At 40.3% G+C, this 18,441-nt stretch carries 17 protein-coding genes; 13 read left to right on the top strand and 4 right to left on the bottom strand.

The genetic code is table 11. From position 1 onward, the window contains the following. The first annotated feature begins 49 nt into the window (after positions 1-49). The 5 genes from B4U84_RS00670 (at position 50) to B4U84_RS30220 (ending at position 4,952) form a co-directional block, all read left to right on the top strand. Complete coding sequence (locus B4U84_RS00670) at positions 50-277, top strand: hypothetical protein (protein WP_131114979.1); 228 nt, start codon at positions 50-52, stop codon at positions 275-277. Between the two features lie 9 nt (positions 278-286). After that, a complete protein-coding gene (locus tag B4U84_RS00665; RefSeq protein ID WP_131114976.1) occupies positions 287-757 on the top strand; it encodes a hypothetical protein in 471 nt (156 codons plus the stop codon). A 287-nt stretch (positions 758-1,044) separates the two neighbouring features. After that, on the top strand, positions 1,045-3,789 hold the full coding sequence (locus B4U84_RS00660) for an efflux RND transporter permease subunit (protein WP_131118633.1): 2,745 nt from the start codon (positions 1,045-1,047) through the stop codon (positions 3,787-3,789). 36 nt (positions 3,790-3,825) lie between these two features. After that, entirely contained in the window at positions 3,826-4,815 is a 990-nt protein-coding gene (gene hpnA, locus B4U84_RS00655) for a hopanoid-associated sugar epimerase (protein WP_131114974.1), read from the top strand. Beyond that, positions 4,812-4,952, top strand: a complete 141-nt coding sequence (locus B4U84_RS30220) for a hypothetical protein (RefSeq protein WP_165490230.1) — start codon at positions 4,812-4,814, stop codon at positions 4,950-4,952. The genes hpnA and B4U84_RS30220 overlap by 4 nt, the downstream gene beginning before the upstream one ends. A 335-nt stretch (positions 4,953-5,287) precedes the next feature. On the opposite strand, the gene B4U84_RS00650 is transcribed toward B4U84_RS30220, so the two are convergent. After that, entirely contained in the window at positions 5,288-5,980 is a 693-nt protein-coding gene (locus tag B4U84_RS00650; RefSeq protein ID WP_044452966.1) for a response regulator transcription factor, read from the bottom strand. Positions 5,981-6,042: 62 nt separating this feature from the next. Between B4U84_RS00650 and B4U84_RS00645 the strand changes: the two genes are divergently transcribed. Beyond that, positions 6,043-7,416: a sensor histidine kinase gene (locus B4U84_RS00645; RefSeq protein ID WP_044452967.1), complete on the top strand. Its 1,374-nt coding sequence runs from the start codon at positions 6,043-6,045 to the stop codon at positions 7,414-7,416. Position 7,417: 1 nt separating this feature from the next. On the opposite strand, the gene B4U84_RS00640 is transcribed toward B4U84_RS00645, so the two are convergent. Then, positions 7,418-7,873: a hypothetical protein gene (locus B4U84_RS00640; protein ID WP_044452973.1), complete on the bottom strand. Its 456-nt coding sequence runs from the start codon at positions 7,871-7,873 to the stop codon at positions 7,418-7,420. A 668-nt stretch (positions 7,874-8,541) separates the two neighbouring features. On the opposite strand from B4U84_RS00640, the gene B4U84_RS00635 reads away from it, so the two are divergent. The 3 genes from B4U84_RS00635 to B4U84_RS00625 all read left to right on the top strand — a co-directional run bounded on the left by B4U84_RS00635 (position 8,542) and on the right by B4U84_RS00625 (position 10,810). After that, a complete protein-coding gene (locus tag B4U84_RS00635) occupies positions 8,542-9,147 on the top strand; it encodes a Uma2 family endonuclease (RefSeq protein WP_131114972.1) in 606 nt (201 codons plus the stop codon). Positions 9,148-9,333: 186 nt separating this feature from the next. After that, positions 9,334-9,843: a DUF4112 domain-containing protein gene (locus B4U84_RS00630; RefSeq protein ID WP_131118631.1), complete on the top strand. Its 510-nt coding sequence runs from the start codon at positions 9,334-9,336 to the stop codon at positions 9,841-9,843. Positions 9,844-9,862: 19 nt separating this feature from the next. Continuing rightward, positions 9,863-10,810 (top strand): alpha/beta fold hydrolase, encoded by a 948-nt coding sequence (locus B4U84_RS00625; protein ID WP_131114971.1) that lies wholly within the window; start codon positions 9,863-9,865, stop codon positions 10,808-10,810. Between the two features lie 1,398 nt (positions 10,811-12,208). On the opposite strand, the gene B4U84_RS00620 is transcribed toward B4U84_RS00625, so the two are convergent. After that, positions 12,209-12,913 (bottom strand): hypothetical protein, encoded by a 705-nt coding sequence (locus B4U84_RS00620; protein ID WP_242677505.1) that lies wholly within the window; start codon positions 12,911-12,913, stop codon positions 12,209-12,211. Positions 12,914-13,035: 122 nt separating this feature from the next. Next, complete coding sequence (locus B4U84_RS00615) at positions 13,036-14,148, bottom strand: D-alanine--D-alanine ligase family protein (RefSeq protein ID WP_131114967.1); 1,113 nt, start codon at positions 14,146-14,148, stop codon at positions 13,036-13,038. A gap of 169 nt (positions 14,149-14,317) precedes the next feature. Between B4U84_RS00615 and B4U84_RS00610 the strand changes: the two genes are divergently transcribed. The 4 genes from B4U84_RS00610 to hemB all read left to right on the top strand — a co-directional run bounded on the left by B4U84_RS00610 (position 14,318) and on the right by hemB (position 18,428). Next, positions 14,318-15,559 carry an FAD/NAD(P)-binding protein gene (locus B4U84_RS00610; RefSeq protein ID WP_131114965.1) on the top strand — a complete coding sequence of 414 codons (1,242 nt, stop codon included), beginning with the start codon at positions 14,318-14,320 and terminating at the stop codon, positions 15,557-15,559. 206 nt (positions 15,560-15,765) lie between these two features. Then, complete coding sequence (locus tag B4U84_RS00600; protein WP_131114963.1) at positions 15,766-16,578, top strand: metallophosphoesterase family protein; 813 nt, start codon at positions 15,766-15,768, stop codon at positions 16,576-16,578. A gap of 66 nt (positions 16,579-16,644) precedes the next feature. Continuing rightward, positions 16,645-17,409, top strand: a complete 765-nt coding sequence (locus B4U84_RS00595) for a hypothetical protein (protein WP_017312529.1) — start codon at positions 16,645-16,647, stop codon at positions 17,407-17,409. Next, on the top strand, positions 17,406-18,428 hold the full coding sequence (gene hemB / locus B4U84_RS00590; RefSeq protein ID WP_131114960.1) for a porphobilinogen synthase: 1,023 nt from the start codon (positions 17,406-17,408) through the stop codon (positions 18,426-18,428). Before B4U84_RS00595 ends, hemB begins: the two co-directional genes overlap by 4 nt. The last annotated feature ends 13 nt before the right edge of the window (positions 18,429-18,441 follow it).

The raw sequence follows: 18,441 nt of genomic DNA, 5'->3' as shown, positions 1-18,441 counted from the left end.
ACCCCAAAACTATCCTTGGTCAGACACAAAAGTAAACACAGGAGGCAAAATGCCCGGTTTAAAACGCTCAGTAAAAGTCAGTCTCAACGAAAAAGCATCAGAAGATTTGAAAGAAATAGCAACAGAACTAGGAATATCAGAGTCTGAAGTTTTGCGAAAAGGTCTAGCTGTGATGGGATTGTACGCAAAACTCAAAGAAAAGGAAAGAAAAGATGGTGAATCAACAGCTATTTTACTGAAGGAAGGAGACAAAACCAGGGAATTAATACTTGCCTAGTGAATCTCCATGTCAGACAAAGAAGAAAATCATCTCGAAATTGAGGTAGAGCCATCACAGACTATAAGTGATGGCTTTGCTAGTCAAAAACAAGAGAAGAAAGAAGAAATTACCATTGAACAAGCATCAGAGGAACTCCATAGTATTGCACCTTCTCCTGGAAGCGTCCAATCTTTAGCAGAAGCACGCAAAACATACAGAACTCGCGTTTCAGGACAACTAGCAAAATTTTTGTGGTATTTGTTGGGAGGGGTAGTAACTTGCCACATGGTATCGACTATCGTTTTTTCTTGGCAGTTAACCAAAAAACCCTCGGCTGATGATAAAGAACAATATAGCGAAAGAATTAAAGGTGCAATATCAAGTGTTAACGAAGCAGCTAAAACCCTTTACACATTTCTCGGACCACCAGCCACTGCTGTGACAGGCTACTATTTTACTACCGTCGGAAATTCTTCTAACGATTCTGAAAACGACTGATACCATTTCACAAAAATCTTGATACAAATACAGGTGTGTAGAGACGTAGCAATGCTACGTCTCTACAAGATTAATATGTATCGCTATTAACGTGAAATGGTATGAAATATAATAACCTCATCAAAACAGCCCCTCTTGGATTTTCAGGAGGGGCGTAATTTTTTAACCCCTAGACTGTAGCAAAGACATCCTGCGTGAAGTTGCTTCGTTTGTCCGGTGCTAGGCTAAATATATGTCATTACAACTAAAATCAAAAACAAGCAATAGTCTCAATAATCTCAGTCATGATGGTAAAGCCTAATCGCTCTCATTCTCTCCGTGAGCGCTTCAATATCTCTAAATTAGCGATGCAACATCCCCGACTGACGGTGAGTTTTTGGTTAGCTGTGATGATTGCGGGAATACTAGCTTTTAGTTCCCTCAAGTATGCTTTGTTTCCAGATATTACTTTTCCCGTAGTCGTGGTAAATGCTACAACTCCACTTTCGACTGCTTTGGATACGGAAGCAAAGCTCACCCAACCCATAGAACAGCACCTCAATTCTTTAGAAGGACTTGATGAAATTCGTTCTTCTACATATCCTGGTCAAACAGTGGTCAGTTTGTCTTTTGCTGTTGGTACTAACCTGGAAAAGTCTAGCGAAAGGGTAGAAACAGAACTTAAACAAGTATCTCTACCTGAGGGTTCATCTTTTAATATTATTCCCATTAGACTAAATGAGTCAGCTGCTGTTAGTTACGCCATTGAAAGTCCATCGCGAAGTTTAACAGAACTGACTAAGTTAACTAACGAGCAAATTATCCCGACGCTAGCTAAACAATCAGGAGTATTAAAAGTAGCGCTTTTGGGCGCTCCTATTGCATCTTCTTCTGCAACATCTGATTCAAACACCACTGCTGTCACTCAACAAGGAGCAACTTTAGTCAGATTCAATGGTAAAGATGCTCTAGCTATACAGGTGATCAAACGTGGTGATGCTAACACCTTGGAAGTGGTTTCCCAGGTGGAGAACGAGGTGCAAAATCTACGCTCCAAGTTCAGCGATGTTAAACTTACCCTGGCTGCTACCCAAGCAGAGTATATCCGCAAAGCCACCAAAGCCACCATTGATGCTTTAATTGAAGCTATAGTTTTGGCAGTCATCGTCATTTTTCCGTTTTTGTGGAATTGGCGAGCGACTCTCATTTCTGCATTGGCGATTCCCATATCTTTGTTAGCAACTTTTATTGTCATGGCCATGTTTGGCTTCAACCTAGAGACAATTACACTCTTGGCTCTAGCTTTGGTGATTGGGAGTATTGTTGATGATGCGATCGTTGATGTCGAAAATATTATGCGGCACATCGAGTCCGGAGAACATCCCCGACAAGCTGCTTCTTTAGCTACGAATGAGATTGGCTTGACAGTGACAGCAGCAACTTTTACAGCGATTGCCGTGTTTCTACCTATAGGGTTAATGGGTGGAGTCATTGGTCAATTTTTCAAGCCTTTTGGGATCACTGTTTCCGCAGCTATGCTAGCTTCTTTGTTAATTGCTCGGACTTTATCACCCGTTTTAGCTAGTTACTGGCTCAAACCTAAGCCTTCAAATTCTAGACGTCGCGAAGTCAGAAGATGGTTGAATTTTTCCCAAGCTTACCGAAATTTGCTGAGTTGGTCACTGAATCATCGTGCCATAGTCATAGGTTTAGCTGTGCTGAGTTTTGTTGCAGGTATAGCCTTGATTCCCCTAGTTCCCAAAGGGTTTATTCCCAAACTAGACCGGGGCGAATTCAATATAGTTTATACCACAACATTACCGAATTTCTCAGAGTTGGGACAAGAAGCACAAGACACTGGGACACTGGGAAGTTCAGACGGGGGGGATTTTGTTTCTGAATTTTCTACCTCACCCCGTTTGAGTGTCTCCGAATCAGTCTCATCTCTTCTCCCCTCAGAATCTCCGATCGCAACTATTTTGAATAACTCTCTTGAGGTAGGCAAGAAACTAGAGGAAGTAGTGAGAAAATCACCAGAAGTAGAAACAGTATTTACTGTTGCGGGTACCCGTGAAGGAGAACCGAATAAAGGTAGGCTTTACGTCAAACTCAAAAATGACCACAGGATCAAAACTTCAGAATTACAAGATCAATTTCGTTCTGATTTGCCGAAATTAGAGGGTGTGACGATTAGCGTTGAAGATATCCAATTTGTGGATTCTGGTACTCAAAAACCTTTAGAAGTAGCATTAAAGGGTAACGACCTCAACAGCTTAAGTAAAACTGCCCAAACCATCCAAGAACGGATGCAAAAATTACCAGGATTTGCTGATGTTACAGTTATAGGTACAACAAATACACCAGAAAAAGTTTCTCACATCGAACGTTTGAATAGTCAACGGGTTGCTTATATTAGTGCTAATCTTGGCAAGGATTTACCCCTTGGTGATGCTACTGATCAGTTGGTAGCTGAAGCTCAGACTGTGATTCCTGCTGGTGTGACTTTGAATTTAGGAGGCGACTCTGAGCGGAGTGGCGAAGTTTTCGGGAGTTTCGGCACTACTCTGGCGTTGTCAGCATTGTGTATTATCGTTGTACTGATTGCTCTATTTCGGAGTTGGGTAGATCCGGTAGTCATTGGGATTTCTCTACCTTTAGCCTTAGTAGGGGCGATGGTGGCGCTAGTAATCACTAAAAGTGACTTTGGGATGATCTCGTTGATTGGCTTTGTCTTTTTGCTGGGTTTAGCTAACAAAAATGCCATCCTGATTGTAGACTGTATTAACCAGTTACGAGACTCCGGCTTAAACCGTACAGAGGCGATTCTCCAAGCTGGACCAGTGCGTTTGCGCCCAATTATGATGACCACTGCATCGACAATTTTAGGTATGCTACCCATCGCTTTGGGTTTAGGTGCTGGTTCAGAATTACGATCGCCCATGGCTGTTGCGATCGCAGGTGGGTTGGTGAGTTCTACAATCTTGAGTTTAATTGTTGTACCAGTGGTATACGCCGTCCTTGATGATTTTTTTCCCCGCTTTCATAAGAGATAGACTGATAACTGATAACTGATAACTGATAACTGAATAATGCGTGTATTTGTTACAGGTGGTACTGGTTTTGTTGGCGCGAACTTAGTACGGTTACTTTTAGCTGAAGGATATACTGTCAAGGCGTTAGTCCGTCCTCATAGCCAACTCGATAATCTGCAAAATCTCGATGTAGAACTTGTTAAGGGTGATTTAAATCACCCGAAATTATGGCAACAAATGCGTGGTTGTCAGTACCTTTTTCATGTCGCTGCTCACTATTCTCTTTGGCAAAAAGACCGAGAAGCATTGTATAATCACAATGTTTTGGGTACGCGCAATGTTCTCGCGGCTGCCAAGAAAGCCGATATTGCTAGAACAGTTTATACCAGTTCTGTAGCGGCTATTGGAGCGGGACTTAATGGTAAAGTTGTAGATGAAACTTACCAAAGTCCTGTAGAAAAACTGGTTGGTGACTACAAAAAGTCTAAGTTTTGGGCAGAACAAGAAGCGATGCAAGCAGCTCAAAATGGTCAGGATGTAGTTATAGTCAATCCTAGTAGCCCAATTGGAGCTTGGGATATCAAGCCAACGCCCACAGGAGATATTATTGTACGGTTTTTGCGCCGACAAATGCCTTTTTATATGCACACAGGGCTAAATTTTATTGATGTGCAAGATGTGGCGAAAGGACATTTGCTCGCTTTACAAAAAGGTAAATCAGGCGATCGCTATATTTTAGGACACCAAAACCTGACGCTCAAACAACTACTCGATCAACTTGCTGAGATTACAGGTTTGCAATCCCCGCAAACAGCTATACCTGCTTGTATACCCCTGGGTGTAGCCTGGTTTGATGAAAAAATTCTAGCTTCTTTAGGAAAAACACCATCTGTTCCCCTAGATGGTGTGCGTATGGCAACGCAAACTATGTTCTATGATGCTTCTAAAGCTGTGCGAGAATTGGGTTTACCTCAGTCTCCTTTGAGGGTAGCTCTCCAAAATGCCGTAAACTGGTTTTTGTCGCGCCCAGGATTTAGGCAGATTTGATTTATGGTTTTAGTGCTTATTATTACTATAAATGTATAGTCCTACCAGAACCGCGATCGCCTGATAAAATCTTTGGCTGGCAGGTGTTTCGTATATTTAGACGCGGTATGCGATCGCGCCATTGGTATAACTCATGACAAAGGCATGTAAAATCAGCCATAAACTTGTAGATTGGAACAAAGAATTTTATTGGTTTTCCAAGTTTGGATGTGTTGCTGAATTTTGGAGAATTGGTATTAGTGCCAGACTCGCAGCTTCTAATACCTGAAGAATATAAAACCTAGATATGCAATTTCCGTGTAGAATTTGTGCAGAAATTGTGGAGTTTTCCTGACAAACAGTAAGTTCTAAGTAAGTAGACAGAAAAAAATATAAAATCGCTGAAACGCTTACTAATGACAAATGACGATCCTAACGAGTTCCAAACGAGCCATAGCACATCTGGTACATTTGTGCCAACCGACTAACATCTCTACTTGAGACGATAGCCCAGTCCATGCACAGTTTCGATAAAATCTTCACAAGCACCTGAAACTCTAAGTTTTTGCCTAAGAGATTTGATGTGAGATCTAACAGTTTCTTCAACAGGCGAGTCGTCCATAGACCAAACCTGCTCTATAATACTAGAGCAGCTTAAAACACGTCTGCCATTGGCAACCAATAATTCCAAAATGGCATATTCTTTCGGCGTTAAGCTCAAAGGTTTATTATCATAAGTAACCTCATAAGTACTGGGATTAAGAAGCAGGTTTCCCCAACATAAGCTTAATGTGGTTGTACAATTACCGCGTCTGAGCAAAGCACGTATACGAGCCATTAACTCTTCTAAGTCAAATGGCTTCGCTACATAATCGTCCGCTCCCGCATCCAATCCAGTAATTTTGTCTGCTACTGTGTCACGAGCCGTTAGCATCAGTACTGGTGCAGCAGAATTACGATGTGCTGGGTTGCTGGCTTGAATAGTGCGTAAACGCTGGCAAAAACGAATACCATCTAATTTGGGCAACGTCACGTCCAATACCAGCAAATCATATTTGATTGACTCAACCGAGTTCCAGGCTGCTTCTCCATCTTTGGCAATGTCTACTACATATTGACGCCTAGTTAATACCTCTGACAGTACCTCTGCCAATTGGGTATCATCTTCAACTACCAAAATACGCATAAACTTACCACCATACTCTTGTTCAACCCAGAGAAGTACAAAGGAGGTAATTTGACTTTATCATGACTCAAAAATTTACGAATTGGTCTTCTCAAGGCAAATGGATAGCAGGAGGATTTTGCATAACCCTCTTGCTGATGGGATTAGTTGGTTTCGCTTCCTATAAAAATACTATCGAAATTAGAGAAAGTGCTGATAGAGTGCAGCATACCTATGAAACTCTCAATACGCTGACAAATTTTTATGCAGCGATGTCAGTTGCTGAGTCAGGAAGGCGAGGATACATTTTTTTGGGAAGTACACAAGAGTTGGAACGCTACCAAACTGCTGTTCAAAATATGCAGACTGAAATTCATGCACTCCAGCATCAAATACACCCTGATTTTAGTCAGCAACAGCGGTTAAATCTTCTTCACTCTTTAGTCGCTCAGAGATTAGATTTATTGCAGCAATCAATAGAACTTTATACAAAAAATAAATCAGCATTTAAAACTCAATCTTTGATTACAAAAAAGAGTGTTAATATTCGAGAGAATATTCTCAAAGTCCTAAAAGAACTCAAGGCAGAAGAACAAACTTATTTAAGAAACTCACTCAAGGAATCGCAATACAGTATTCAATATAGAACAACAATTGAAATAATTGGTACGATTTTAAGCTTTTTTATAGTTTTTAGTTTGTGTTTTATACTTTATCGTCAATGGATAAAACATGATGAAGTTGAAGCTCTTGAAAGATCCTTAGCTCAAGAAAAAGAATTAAACGAATTAAAACTGCGCCTCTTTTCCATGATTTCTCATGAATTTCGTACGCCTTTAAGTGTGATTTTGCTTTCCTCTCAATTATTAAAAGAAATTCTTCAGGAATTTGTTGATGAAAATAAATTAAAAAATATATACCGAATTCAAGCTTCTGCTAAATTAATGAATCGGCTAATCACTGATTTGTTGACTTTAACAAGAGCAGAAGCAGGTAAATTAGATTTCAATCCGCAATTGATTAATTTAGAAAATTTTTGCTTAAATTTACTTGAAGATTTTCAGATTTTTGACACAAAGCAGCCCATAGTTAATTTTATTAAACACGGTCGCTATTATAGCGCCAATATGGATGAGAAGCTACTATATTCTATTCTCAGCAATTTGCTTTTGAATGCAATTAAATATTCACCTCAAGGAGGCAATATCTATTTATTATTAAAATGTGAATTAGAAGCTACGATTTTCCAAGTTAAAGATGAAGGAATAGGAATTCCACAACCCGAACAGCAGAAAATTTATGAGCCATTTTATCGAGGGCAAAATGTTGAAGACATCGTTGGTACTGGTTTAGGATTAGCAGTTGTCAAAAAATGTGTGGAACTCCATCAAGGAGAAATTTTTGTAGAAAGTAAAGTAGGAGTTGGCACAACATTTACTGTCAAAATTCCTCATTGAATTATTCTCCTGTTGCTGCACGCTGACGCGTTAGGCTATCAATCGCATCACCCAAAGCGGTAGTCAGGCTTTTACGAGTTTGGGCGTGTTCGTCTTGTTCATTTTTCAACGCTTGTTGTAAGCGATCGCGTTCTTTGATCGCAGCTACTAATTTCGCTTTTAATTCCTCTATTGATTTAATAGGGGCTATTTCTTGCTGAATAGCTGCTATCGCTGCACCATCATTGAGTTGTGCTGCTTCAATACCTTGTAAGCGTTGAATTTGTGCTTGCAATGATGCGATCGCCTGTTTTGAGAGTTGAGCATCTGTACGGCGTTGTTCTGCTTCAGTGTTATAGAGTTTTCGCCATTTTTCAGAACTTTCCCAAGCAGCATCCCGTTCTTGTTGCAAATTTGCTATCTGCTGTTTCAGCGCTTGGACTTCAGTTAACCACTGCTGTGTTAATTCTTGACTCATGTGAGTTCGATGGATTAAAAAAGATACAACAAAAGCTGAGGCTGTAATCAAAGCAAAAATAAGCAAGATGTCTCAGCAATGTCCACTATTTTAAGCTATTAATAAATGCGGCTGCGAAGCGTCTCGTTCGGGTAATTTACATCCATCAAGAATTTTTCTCAAAATGCCTAATTACTTTCTCATTTCAGCAAATTGAGTAAGCAAACCACAGTTTGTTTTCTCATTTGGTTTAAATGCTTTCTCCTAAAGTGTTTTCCGCAAGCAAACCGCAGTTTGCTTTCTCCTAAAGTGTTTTCCGCAAGCAAACCGCAGTTTGCTTTCTCCTAAAGGTGATTTCCTCAAGCAAACCGCAGTTTGTTTTCTCCTAAAGCTTAAATGCTTTCTCATTTCAGTAGACCTCTTTCAAAAGTCGAATTAACCCCCCTCAATCTCCCCGTAAACAGGGGGAAAATTTAGTTCCCTCCCCGTTTACGCTTAGGGTTAGGGTGGGGTAAAAATATTTTTGCAAGAGGTCTAGTAATTACAACTATCGCTGATAGCAAAAGTTATTATAGATTTGCCATAATTCTCTCAGGCTGTCGCTTATTTGACACAGTTGCTCAGAGTGCGATCTTCCATTAGTTGATACTTTAAGATTAAAACTACAATACCTTCAGGAGATTAGCTCAATGACATATATCTCCCAAAAAACCCTCACCAAAGAAGATTTTCTCTCTCAATACCGAGATAATCCCCACTATGAATTAGCAGACGGAGAACTAATTGACATGGAACCCACTGGCCCCCACGAAACCGTGAGTGGGAAAGTTGCAACCCAAATTGGTATACATCTTGTTGCGGAAAAACTCCCCTGGTTTATTCCTCGCACTTGTTTAATTTACCCCTTCGCGGATGCAGCTACAGTTCGTCGTCCTGACGTTGTGGTTCTTGATGAAACCGTTCTTGCTCGCGAACCCCTTTGGGAGCGAGAACCCGTAATTACACTGGGACGATCAATTAAACTAGTGGTTGAAGTTGTTAGTACAAACTGGGAAACTGATTATGCTCGCAAAGTTGAAGAGTATGCACTTTTAGGCATTCCTGAATATTGGATTGTGGATTATCGAGGATTAGGTGGAGTCGCATTTATTGGTAAACCGAAACAACCGACCTTCACCGTCTGTCAACTAGTTGAAGAGACTTATACTCAACAACAATATCGATTAAATCAATTTATTAACTCACCGCTTTTACCCCGTCTTCAACTTCGCTTAGATGATATTCTTCCTCGTTAAGTATTTGAGTTCGATAAATTTCAGGCGATCGCAGGAATTAGCAGTACACAATACCTAAACTTGATGCTCTGACACAATAGAGCTTATAAGGTGGTGATCTAGACACCAATATCAAAAAAATCTTGCAAATTCCCAGCATAAGAGTAAAATATTGAAGATTTGATCACAACAGGCGCGATCGCTTCCATGTCTCAGCCACCTCGTCGTCGTTTTTCTACTATTGAACCTGAAGCCAAAGCACCTACCCTCAAGCGTCTACGTCAGCTTAGTCGCTTGCTAGATAAAGCCATTGTGATTCCCGGAACACGTGTTGGTATTGGTTTAGATCCGATTTTGGGACTAATACCCATTGGTGGTGATTTTTTGGGTGTCATGCTTTCTGCTTACATTGTCCTAGAATCAGCACGCTTAGGTGTGCCAACAAGGACTTTAGGCAAAATGGTGTTTAATATCATTATTGATAGCTTGATCGGTGCTGTCCCGGTACTGGGAGATTTGTTTGATTTTACTTGGACAGCAAACGAGCATAATGTCAAGCTTCTAGAAGAACATTTAAGGTTTCCTAGTCAAAACCAAAGCGCCGATAAGTGGTTTGTATTCGCGGTTTTGATTGGATTATTATTAGTTGCCATTGTATTAGTAGCCTTGCCTGTGATACTAATGAGACTGCTGTGGGGAGCTTTAACCGGTAGTTAAATGAGTTTTCACAAAAAGAATGAAAGATTGGTGGCAAGTTACTTTTCCAAAAGGGCAGCAAAGTATTACAATTTCTGATGCTAATGGCTACCCTGTACAAATTGCTTATGGAGAAATAGGTACTGGCAGACCGATAGTTTTTTTACATGGTCTGGGTAGCTGGAGTTATAATTGGCGTCACAGTATAGAGCCTTTATCAAAATACTTTCGGGTAATTTGTTTTGATGCTAAAGGCTATGGATTTTCCGAAAAACCATTGCTGCGAAGAGAACACAGTGGTCATCAAGTAATCGAATTAGAGCGAATAATCCAATCACTAAGTGATGAGCCTGTGACAATTGTGGCAGAATCTTTAGGTGGATTAGTTGCTCTGGCTTTGGCTCAAGAAAATCCGCAGCTAGTAGCACGGTTAGTAGTAGTAAATGTACCAATTTTTGCCGAAAGTCTTCCCCATTGGGGGATGTCATTGCTCGCCCAAACTCCATTAGAAGTCATACAAACCATAGATACATTAGGCTTGGCAAATTTTATAGCTCCCCTGGTAAGAGAAGTAATGGGCATAGAACGGCGTCGAGTTCTGTTTGATCCGTCTATCTTAACAGATGAAGATGTTTACTGGATAACTTATCCATACACTGAACTCAGGGGTACTCTCACTAAAGTAGCTGAAGAAGTAAAGATAGCGATCAGGGAAATTGAGAACCTGAAAGCAAACAAACCCAATTTGTTGAGCAAAGTGCAAAGTCATCTTAGTTATATCCACTGTCCGACATTAGTTTTGTGGGGAGAACAAGACAGTTGGTTTCCCGCTACTCACGGAGAAAAATTGCATCAACGCCTTCCTAATTCTAGGTTACAAATTCTGGCTAACTGCTGTCATGATGCTTCCACAGGTGCTTCCAAAGTATTAAATGCAGCAATCCTAGAATTTTTGCAAGATACGCATTTTTGGACTTTGGAAAAATAAAAGAACGGGGAACAGATAAAACCCATAAAAAAAGAGTGGGAGTCAGCATACCAGTCGCTTTTGACTCCCACCCAGACATTTACCACTGAAGAGAACAGGAATATGCACCAGCGTTGTTATTTGTTTAGGGGGCTAAGTGTGGAACAACAACGCCAATACATATTTAATTTCCTGGTGCAGTAAATGCCAAATCTGATGAATATTCTTAGTTGTTAGTTAGGAAAAATTTATTTTTAACCAACTAATAAATCCAGAAAATCAACTCTATCATCACCTTTATACATAACTAACTAATTTTAATTTTATCAGGCAATAATTTTATATATCATATGTAAATATATCGTATTTTTGCCTGTAATTTATTCGGTAGAGGTATACCACATAAAAAATATTTTATTGTGGTACACCCTGATAACAACACCCTTGAAGTCGTTTATCTTGAATTCAATTTAACTGAATAAATCAGAGCTTGGTTGCCAGATTGGCAAGTTTTTCTCCTTATAAAAAATCTGAAAAAACGTTGAATCATAGCAGTAAATTGCCAATTTAACCAGAAATATGTAGCCTGCCAAACATTATTTATATTTATATATAAAAAGATTCCAACAGATATTTATTAATTTTATATTTTTTAGATAATTATCTGACTATTTAAAGTTTTAGCTAATATTAGGGTGAGTGGTATGACCCTTCATGACCTATAGCCCTCATCTGTTTTTTTCGTATTTAAATTATGTAATTACGAACAGATTTTGCTCAAGATAGTATTTTGGCAGAATGGCAATTATGTAATTCAATTCGATAGTATCTTGTGTCAAAGACATGTATTTTGCTAGATAAATTATGATTTAAATTTAAACTTTAAATCATAATTTATATTTTTTATATAACTATAGGGATCCGCTTCAATACGGTTCGGATTAGACAAATCGATTGACCGAAGAAAGGCAGAGGGCAGAGGGCAGGAGGCAGAAGGGAAAAGAAAACAACCTCTGCCATGAGGGATGCAAGCCCCTAAATTCATTTATGAAAAGTAAGAAAATATGTATTTCGAGACGCAAAGCGCAAGAAATACTACGTCCTTGCTAAATCCCTTAAATTTATTTATAGGGATTCCTTCTGCCCTCTGCCTTCGTACTTCTGCCTTCTTAAATTTCAATCCACCAGAGACGCGATATATCGCGTCTCTACATGCCCAAAATTATGACGAAAAATTCTTAAGCGAACCGTATTGGGACGGGAACTCTCTAAAGTGCGGGAAGCTAACGCAGCGAGGGAACGGGAACCTTTGGTGGGATGTGAAAAGCCACTACTCCACCAGAAGCTGGACTTCGTCCGTCTACGTGTCGAAGCGCAGGATAATCTAAAATCTAAAATTGTGTGACCAACGTTAATTTTTCACTCGCGCAGAAGTGAAGACAAAGAAGTTTGTTTACGAAGATCCATCATGCTTGCTAAAGAGTCTTTGCCATCTTCGTTAAAATCTGCTTCTGGTGGTAAAACAGTAACTACAACATTTGCTGCTTCTGAAGATGTATGAGAAGCTTGGGTTCCTGGTGGTACAAACATTGGTAAATTATTACTGGGGGATGGTTCTAACCGCTTTTGACGACGTTGTTTCAACCGTGGTTGAACCTTATGAGGATTTTCTGGAAGTTTCTGCTGTGTCAGACGGTTAAGCAAAAGAAAAACGATAAAGCATCCGCCAGCGCAACTGATGGCGATCGCTGCTATCATCTGCAAAGAAACAGGACTATAGGATACTTTTGTGATTTGAGGGGTTGTAGTTGTGGCTAATTCTGTTTCATACTGTAGAAATTCTGGTTCTTCACGTTCTACACGTCCCACGTAACCTAGACTATACACAGCTACAGCAGCAGCACTGATCAAAGATAGCAACACTCCTGCAACTATTAACCAAGGGTGTTGAACTAACAAATGTATCAGAGAGTTTTTGCTTGTTTGTAGTTCAGATCTAGTTTTTACAGCTTCATTCGTGGGTGCTTTTGCCTCCAATGGCTGCTGTACATTTTGAGTATTTTCCATGACTACTTTCAAATGTGTACCCCTCTTGTCAATAATTGTACTGGAGGAGTCAGCCATTACGTATCCGTGGCAAAAGTTCGGATTTTAGTAGCCTTTTTATAAAGAATAAGACTACTTAAACCGAATTTGTGACAAGATGTCAGTATTTTTTGCTACTGTTTACCCTAGTAGTAAAATCACTACTCAGATTCTGCTACTTCTACAGGAGAGTATCTTTCAACAGCTAATTGAATTAGTTGATCAACCAGTTCAGGAAAAGAAACACCACTGTGTTGCCAAAGTAGAGGATACATGCTTGTAGCCGTAAAGCCAGGTAGGGTATTAATTTCATTAATTAATACTTCGCCTGTTGCTTCCACGTAGAAAAAGTCTACTCTTGCCAACCCCGCAGCATCAACAGCAGCGAAAGCTTGTAAAGCCATTTCCTGAATTTGCTGGGTAACAGCATTTGGTACTGCTGCGGGAATAACCAGATCTGCTCTGCCTTCTGTATATTTAGTTTCATAGTCATAAAAATCGCTGTTATAAGTAATTTCACCCACTACTGAAGCTTTTGGTTGCTCATTTCCTAAAACAGCACATTCTAATTCTCTGGCGACGACTCCTGCTTCTACAATAATTCGACGATCATAACTAGCAGCATTATCCAAGGCTGCTTCTAATTCTTGACGCGATCGCACTTTGGCAATTCCCACCGATGAACCTAAATTCGCAGGTTTAATAAAACAGGGATAACCCAAACTCAACTCGATTTCATCACATATTTTGGGAAAAACACAAGGATTTGACCAAATTTGAGAACGGTTGACTGCTTTGTATTTGACTTGCGGTAATCCAGCTTGGGCAAAAACCATTTTCATGGCTATTTTATCCATTCCCAGTGCTGAACCTAACACCCCAGAACCCACAAAAGGCGCTTGCATCAAAGTCAGCAGACCTTGTATTGTACCATCTTCGCCGTTGGGACCATGGAGAATGGGAAACCAGACATCTACTTCCCCAACAAGCTCGTGAAATTGCCAACGACTCAGAGATTGGGAACTAGCACTAGCTAATTGATTATCAGTTTCAGAGTTTGGTAATGACAGTGGCTTTGCTGATGCTAAAACTTGTTGCGGTGTATCTCCTGCTAACCAACGTCCATCTTTTTGAATATAAAAAGGCAAGATTTCGTACTTATTAGTATTTTCTCCTGTACTCAAAGCTTTGGCGATCGCTCGTGCTGAACTGATTGACACCTCATGTTCTCCGGAACAACCACCAAAGAGCAACCCTACCCGTAACTTTGTCATTTGAAGATACCTCTACACTTCAAATGCACATAGCGTAACATAACCTCTGTTTCATCTGTTTCATCTGTATAAAAACTGCTAAGTCACGTGAAAGTTTAAGCGAATTGACTTTACAATTTTACCCTCAATATGAATATGATAATAATTATCATATTCATGCCTTACAAAGATGGAAGCCACTCCACCATCCTTACCCACTAAAACTGACCTGGCAATTATCGGTGCTGGTCCCCACGCTTTAACTTTGGTAACTCACTTGCTGCAAAAACGGCAAACTATGTGGGGGAAATTTCTGGTATTTGATCCTAGTGGTATGTGGATGAGTCGCTGGAAAAACCAATTTGCTGCTTTGGAAATTCCGCATTTACGCTCTCCTGCTGTCCATCATCCCGACCCTAATCCCTTTGCTTTACGGAAATTTGCCGAATCTCGTCCTCATGAATTTTTTACTCCCTACGATTTACCAGGAACTCAGCTATTTGAAGATTTTTGTCAGCATGTAATTCACCGCTATTCGTTACAACAGCAAGTAATTCCTCTTGGTGTGACACGTATTGAACCTTTACCTCATGTTTTTCGTTCTCGCCTGCGCCTATGGTTGCAAGATGGACAATCAATTATTGCGCGGCGGGTAGTATTGGCAACAGGTAGTAGTCAAATACAACTACCAAACTGGGTAAACCAGATAGAATCAGGGTATCCCCAGGATAAGCTTTGTCACTCACAAACAGTAGATTTACGTAAATTATATTTAACAGATGAAAGAGTATTGCTTGTGGGTGGCGGCTTAACAAGTGGACATTTAGCGGTGGGTGCAATTTCTCGTGGCGTAAAAGTCCACTTGATGATACGGCGACAACTGCAAGAAAAATTATTCGATGCTGAACCCGGTTGGTTAGGACCAAAGTATTTGAAAGGATTTTTTGCAGAACCAGATTACCAAAAACGCTTTGCGACAATTTTACAAGCCCGTAACGGTGGTTCCATAACACCAGCTATGGGAATGCACCTGCGACGAGAAGTACGTAGGGGTAATCTCAGGATGACTGAAAACTGTCAAGTGATTTTAGCCCAGTGGACGGGTAAAAATTGGCAAGTGCAATGTAGTGATGGTAGTCAACATGAGTACAGTCGGATTTGGCTTTCCACTGGTACTAAATTTGATGCGACAGCTGAGACGTTATTACAAGAAGTATTCAAAGTGTACCCAATCAAAATAGTTAACGGTTTACCTGTTTTGGATCAATATTTGCGTGTTCCTGGTTGTGAATTATTCCTCATGGGTGGGTTAGCAGCTTTACAAGTAGGCCCAACAGCACGGAATTTATCTGGTGCAAGAATGGCAAGTGAAAAGATTGTTCCAGCAATTGTCAAGCCAAGTATGGCGCTTTCTCATCTTCAAAGTGCTTAGGATTACTAATTCACAATACAATTATCGCCATTTTATCGTCACCTAGATGGTATACCCCAGCGTTTTAGTGGTTTAGAAATCCTGGGAAATAACTTAGATGAGGTTTCTTTACAAGAAACTTTGCAAGATTGTTGTTTATCTGAAGCCGCAATTTTGCATTACCAACAACAAGTAAAAGAAACTCTACTTCAGGAGATACAAGAAGCGTGAAAATAGCAGTTATGTCCTGTATTCATGGCAATATAGCAGCCTTAGATGCTGTTTTGCTAGATATCGATACACAAAAAGCCGAAAAAATCTTTTGTGTTGGTGATTTAGTTGGCTATGGTCCTTACCCAAATGAAGTTGTAGAAAGAATTCGCTCTTTAAATATTCCCACCTGTGTTGGTTGTTGGGATGAAGATATTGTCGAAGGATTAAATGCTTGTGAGTGTAGTTATCCTTCATTATTAGCAGAAAAAAGAGGCAAACAAGCTCACGAATGGACAAATCAAGAAATCAAACCAGAGAACCGTGAATTTCTAGCACAATTACCCCCCAGCTTAGGCTATGGAAATCTTGCTTTTGTTCATGGTAGCCCCCATAGTAATCATGAGTACTTATTACCAGAACTCAATGCTTTTGTCGCCCTAGAGCGAGTACTTTCCACACAAGCAGACGTGCTATTTTGCGGACATACTCATGTACCTTACGTACGAAATTTAGATGCAGCTAGCTTGCAAGCTTGCGTCAAAAGTGAGAGTCAAAAACAACAGCAAATCAACTTTAACACCCTTGCCAAGCGAATTGTGAATGTCGGTTCCGTTGGCGAACCCCGACATGGGCGACCAAATGCGACATATGTAATTTATGACACGAATATTCAAAAAGTCACACTCAGAGAAGTGGCCTACGAAGTTGAAAAAACTTGTGCAGCAATTATCGAAAAAGGTTTACCTGCAATTTTTGCTTGGCGTTTGGCCCATGGACTCGAATATGCAGAACGAGCTGATGACCCAACTCATGTTTGTACAAGATGACACAACAAAAAAATTATCGGTGGTCGATACCTCAAACAATTCACATCAAACGTAAAAAACGAACCAATGACTAAATGGGCAATTTTAAGTGGAATTGAAGGTAATTTAGCAGCTTATGAAGCAGTTATGGCAGATATTAAACGTCAAGCTGCTTCAATAGAGGCCTTGTATATCCTTGGTGATGTAGTAGGTCCACACCAAGAATCCGAGCAGCTAGTAGAACGGGTACGTCAACCCCATCGCGGAGAGTTAAAACCCCTTGTCTGTAAAGGATGGTGGGAAGAACAGTGTTTGATTCTGCATGGACTGGGGACGATTGGCGAACCGAAAGAGTTAATGGCGAAATATGGTGCAGAAACAGTAAAGCAGTTGTGGGACTCGGTTTCTCGTCAGACGGTGCAATGGATAAGAAGCCTGGATTTTGGGTTTTTTGAACTGGATTGTTTGTTAATTCACGGTACGACAGTATCTGTTGACGAGGAACTCACCCCAGAAACCCCGCCTATTCAAATGTTAGATAGACTCATGCGGATGCAAGCCAATAATTTGTTTTGTGGTCGTTCGGGATTAGCTTTTCAATATCAATTGAGTGCAGGTTCTATCACCACAGAAACCACAACTCTTGATAGTCAAGCTGATTCACAAAGTGTCAGTCTCACATCACATCAAGTGATTTGTGTTGGTAATGTCGGACGTAAACCAGGTGAAGCAACTTATACCTTATATAATCCCAGCCACAATCAAGTGGAATTTAAAACAATCCGTTATGGCTTGGCTAAAGGATTTCAAATTCAACCAATGAAAACAGTTTCATCTCCAAAAAAATCATGACCTCAGAAAATCTTACTACCAATAACACTAATCAGGTTTCTACAAATCCAATTATTCGTCCCCGTCGCCTGCGTCGCACTGCAACCCTGCGACGTATGGTGAGAGAAACTACCCTGAGTGTAGATGACCTAATTTATCCAATGTTTGTGATGGAAGGTGAAGAACAAAAAGTTGAAATTGCCTCCATGCCTGGGTGTCATCGCTATACTTTAGATCTATTACTCCAAGAAATAGCACAAGTGCATCAATTGGGGATTGGTGCGATTGCTTTGTTCCCAGTGATTCCCGAACCAAAGAAAGACGATACTGCTACAGAAAGCTACAATCCAGATGGATTGGTACAGCGAACCGTGAGAGCAATCAAAGAAGCTGTGCCAGAAATACTAGTAATTACCGATGTTGCACTTGACCCTTTTACTACTCATGGTCATGACGGTATTGTTGATGAGAAAGGTGTGATTCTCAATGATCCAACAGTAGAAGTTTTGGTAAAAATGGCGGTGACACAAGCCGCAGCTGGGGCAGATATGGTTGCACCTTCTGACATGATGGACGGTAGAGTGGGAGCAATTCGTAAAGCTCTAGATGCAGGAGGATACGTAGATGTAAGAATTTTGGCGTACTCTGCAAAATATGCCTCTGCATACTATGGCCCATTTCGCGATGCTTTGGATTCTGCACCAAAATTTGGGGATAAGCAGACTTATCAAATGGATGCAGCAAATTCTAGAGAAGCGATTAAGGAAGTGGCACTGGATATTGCTGAAGGTGCAGATATTGTCATGGTAAAACCTGCACTAGCTTATTTGGATATTATTCGCCAAGTCAAAGATTATACGCATTTACCCGTAGCTGCATACAACGTCAGTGGTGAGTATGCCATGATTAAAGCCGCTGCCCAAAATGGCTGGATAGATGAGAAGCGAGTAATTTTAGAAACATTGACTAGCATGAAACGAGCAGGTGCTGACTTGATTTTGACTTACTTTGCTAAGGAAGTCGCACTGATGTTGATGTAACCGAGTCAAACGA

Source organism: Westiellopsis prolifica IICB1 (assembly GCF_004323185.1).
Classification (GTDB): Bacteria; Cyanobacteriota; Cyanobacteriia; order Cyanobacteriales; family Nostocaceae; genus Pelatocladus; species Pelatocladus prolificus_A.
This window is presented reverse-complemented; position numbering and strand designations above follow the sequence as displayed.